General features: G+C 48.2%; 4 protein-coding genes and 1 tRNA gene. 4 read left to right on the top strand and 1 reads right to left on the bottom strand.

What is annotated here, in order from left to right; genetic code table 11:
- Positions 1-175: 175 nt before the first annotated feature.
- Genes D6694_15365 through D6694_15350 form a run of 4 tightly spaced genes read left to right on the top strand, consistent with a single transcriptional unit; the run spans position 176 to position 3,124 of the window.
- Positions 176-574, top strand: a complete 399-nt coding sequence (locus D6694_15365; GenBank protein ID RMH34194.1) for a hypothetical protein — start codon at positions 176-178, stop codon at positions 572-574.
- Positions 575-576: 2 nt separating this feature from the next.
- On the top strand, positions 577-774 hold the full coding sequence (locus D6694_15360; protein RMH34193.1) for a hypothetical protein: 198 nt from the start codon (positions 577-579) through the stop codon (positions 772-774).
- Positions 767-2,245: a hypothetical protein gene (locus D6694_15355; protein RMH34192.1), complete on the top strand. Its 1,479-nt coding sequence runs from the start codon at positions 767-769 to the stop codon at positions 2,243-2,245. The genes D6694_15360 and D6694_15355 overlap by 8 nt, the downstream gene beginning before the upstream one ends.
- A gap of 15 nt (positions 2,246-2,260) precedes the next feature.
- Complete coding sequence (locus D6694_15350; GenBank protein RMH34191.1) at positions 2,261-3,124, top strand: DNA adenine methylase; 864 nt, start codon at positions 2,261-2,263, stop codon at positions 3,122-3,124.
- A gap of 558 nt (positions 3,125-3,682) precedes the next feature.
- On the opposite strand, the gene D6694_15345 is transcribed toward D6694_15350, so the two are convergent.
- A tRNA-Thr gene (locus tag D6694_15345) sits at positions 3,683-3,757 on the bottom strand.
- Positions 3,758-3,767: the final 10 nt, after the last annotated feature.

The following is a 3,767-nucleotide window of genomic DNA, read 5'->3' as shown; positions in this document are numbered from 1 at the left end:
GCTTGGCGGGGATCGGTTGTCGGCGACCGGTGATCGGCCCTCGACGATCACATCCTGATGATATGATCGGAATGCATCCGCAAGGCGGGGGCGAATCCCGTCGAAACGCCGCCGACGGTTCGTCGATCGAGGAGTGCCGCGCGGTCGATCGCCTCCTGGGCGAGGAGCTCTTCCGATGACGAGGCGCGTCGCCATCACGCTCGTGCTCGCCAGCGTGCTCGCGGCCTGCGCCGGTCCCCGCACGCCCGAATCGCATGTGCGCATCCAGCGCATCGAAGTCCCCGTCCCGTGCGTCCGGGAGCTGCCGCAGCGTCCGACCAGCCCCGTCGAGACCCTCCAACCCGATGCCGCTCTCGGCGACATGGTCAAAGCCCTGCTCGCCGAGCCCTGCTCGCCGAGCGGTGCCTCGCGGCTGCCCTCGCGGCCTGCACCGATGTACCGGCGATTGAGGCGCATGATGAAACCCCTCCCCCTCACATGGCTTGAGAGAGACGATCGTGCGTGTGCAGGTCGCCGCGCTCCAGGCAGCATCAGCAGCCGTGTATTGTTGCGCGAGACCAGTCTCGTGCTTTGAGAATGGCCGTGGTTTATGCTATGATTATAAACACATGCGAGTGGGGGGCAATCAACATGGGTAGTGAAAAGATCCAGTTAAGCGCAGATGAACGCTTTATCGTCGCGATGCTATGCGACCAAGCATGCTGCTTAACTCCCCGGTTTTCCCAGCGAGTCGTCGGCCATTTGGCTGCAAAGGAGGGTTGTAGGAATGATTGACTACAGTAAGTGGAAAGAAGCGTATCTTACCGTCACAAATCTGTTGCTGGATCCCAATAACCCTCGTATTCCGGACTCTGGAGAAAACCTCTCACAACGTGATCTCCTTGCGGATCTTCTCGCCAATGACAAAGTTTATGAGTTAGCAAAAAGCATCGTTGAAAACGGCTACTATCCGGTAGAATCCCTGATTATCGTAAAAGAGGGCAAAAATAAGTATGTTGTTGAAGGCAATCGGCGCCTTGCTGCCCTAAAGCTTCTTCTTAGTCCGGAAGCGGCTCCTGATGAAGCTTGGGAACGTCGCTTTAGAGCTTTAGCAAAGCGGATTGATCCAAACGCCATTCGAAAGGTCAAAGTGATTCATGCTCCCTCTCGTGAGGCTGCGGCTCCCGTGATTATGAGCAAACACACCCGGAGCCAGATCGAAAGCTGGAGTCCACTTATGCAAGCTAAATTTTATCGAAACTTAGTTGATCGTGGATTATCAGTCGATGATATTGTAGATCAATACAACTTAAACATATCGGAAATCACTGATGTATTGCAACGTTATACCATGTACTCAATTGCATGTGCACTTGATTTACCAGAAGACATAGCAAAAAAGGTTCAGAATCCCCGCGATTTTCCCATTACTAACCTCGAGCGCCTCTACAAGAATCCAAAAGTCAATAGATTTCTAGGCATTACCTTCGATGAGAACAAGAATCTTATTGGATTAATTGAAGTCAATGAGTTTAAGAAGGGTTACACCAAGATCGTTTCTGATATTACTACTGGAAAAGTTCACTCTCGGACGCTCAACACAACAGCAGAGATGGATGAGTATCTCAAATCTTTTGGTGATCAGAGACCAGATCTTTCTAAAAAAGGTAGGTTTACAGCTGCTGAACTCCTTAAAGTAGCAGCCAAGCGAAAGCCCATCCCCAAAACGGGGGCTGCAAAGAAGAAGCCGAAAAGCAGACCTAAGCCGCGAGCACTTATTCCCAGCTCGTTCTCATGTAACGTAAATAACCAACGAATAAATGACGTTTTTGCCGAACTAAAGAAGCTTCCTGTTTCTCAGTACCCAAATGCTGTAGGGTTAATGTTCCGTAGTTTACTTGAGATGAGTCTCGGCTACTACTTGGAAAGAACGGGTCATTTGTATAAAATGAGAAGATTGGAGAAAGAAAGAAGAAAAAGTAGGAAACAAAATCTTCCTCGTGACTGGCATCCAACACTTTATGAAATGCTAAAGTATATAGTCAATGATGATGCGAATCTCATCAAAAATGGCAACCTATTAAAGGTGTTACGCAAATTGATTGTCCAGAAAAATGAACTTTTGTCAATCGATTCACTAAATCTATTTGTGCATAATCAACATTTTTATCCGAATGAAGATATTTTACGGAACTTCTGGCAACAGCTTGAAGGGCTTTTTCAGATTATCCTTGTCGAACCAGATGAAAACGAAGAGGCAGGCTGATAGGGATTCCAAAGCATGGCAAATGCTTTCAGTCCACTACGATACCCCGGTGGAAAGGCAATCCTTTCGGGTTTCTTAGCCGATGTTCTCGCATTGAATGGGCTGCGGGATGGTGTTTACGTTGAACCTTACGCTGGTGGTGCAGGAGCAGCTTTAAACCTTCTTTTTGGCGAACATGTTGAACGCGTTTATCTAAACGATGCGGATCCCTGCATTTTTGCGTTCTGGAATGCAATTCTTAATAGCAAGAATGATTTTATTGAGCGCTTACGTGATACACCTGTCACCATTGAAGAGTGGAAAAGGCAGAGAGAGATTTATCGAAACCATAAGCGACATTCACAAATTAAGGTGGCCTTTGCCAGCTTCTACTTAAACAGGTGCAATCGTTCCGGGATTATCGTCAATGGCGGGCCAATCGGTGGGTTCACCCAAAAAGGAAAATGGAAACTTAATGCCCGCTATAACAAAGATGAACTAGTCAGGCGTATCGAAAGAATTTATATGTACAGGGATCGCATCCATATTTATAATATGGATGCTCTTAATTTCCTAGACATGGTGGTTGGAAAACTCGAAAACCTTGACAAAACACTAGTCTACTTAGATCCTCCATATTACATCAAGGGGCCTCAGCTTTACCTCAATCATTATAAGCCTGAAGATCATGCTTTGCTCGCAGCATATCTTAAGCGGGTAACAAGCAGCATCAGATGGATTATGACATATGATAATGTTCCTGAGATTCACGATTTGTACAGCGATTACGAACTAATAGAGCTCAAGCTGCCCTACACAGCGTTTAATCGAAGAACTGGAAGTGAACTTTTAATATATAGTAAGTGCTTGGCTATCCCCAGAGATATATGTGTGCCCTAATCATGAAAATACAGGTGAGAAGGACCATCCTCTTCGAACGCTCCGATTCTCCTTTTAACATCTCCTCGTGTTTAACAACCAGTTTGCAGGCGGGGTCTCGGACGCAGGCGCGTTGGGCGAGATCGTCGGCAAAGTCTTAGCCGCCCTTCCGGCCTAGGTCGAGCAGTACGAGGGCGGCTGGCGGGTAGGTGATAGGTTTTTCTGCAGATGAATCATAGAGAAACCAGAGGTAAGGTTTTTTAAAGAGACGCACATAGGTGGCTGAGAAAATCTATTTATCTCAGCCCCAACAAAAATCTGGCCCCAACGCCCAAGTGAGAATTAGGTTCGCCGCGGTAGTCGACAGGTCGCCGAGGCGAACATCGCCGGAACGGACTGCACGGATTTTGCACGGGTTGCGGCGCATGTTTCTGTGCTGTTCCGTCTCGTATCGTACCGGAATGTCGCGACCGTTCGCGAAATGTTCTTGCCTCGGCAGCCCGCGCCGACATTCGGTAATCCAAGAATTTCTCTATAGGAATCAAACTGATAATAAAACAGGACCTGGCCTTCGAGGAGTGGTGCTGCCGGTGAGATTTGAACTCACGACCTCTCCCTTACCAAGGGAGTGCTCTACCCCTGAGCTACGGCAGCCTGCCGTCAG

The organism is Gammaproteobacteria bacterium (genome assembly GCA_003696665.1).
Lineage (GTDB): Bacteria > Pseudomonadota > Gammaproteobacteria > Enterobacterales.
Note: the sequence above shows the minus strand (reverse complement) of the source record. Positions and strands in the feature narration are given on the sequence as shown.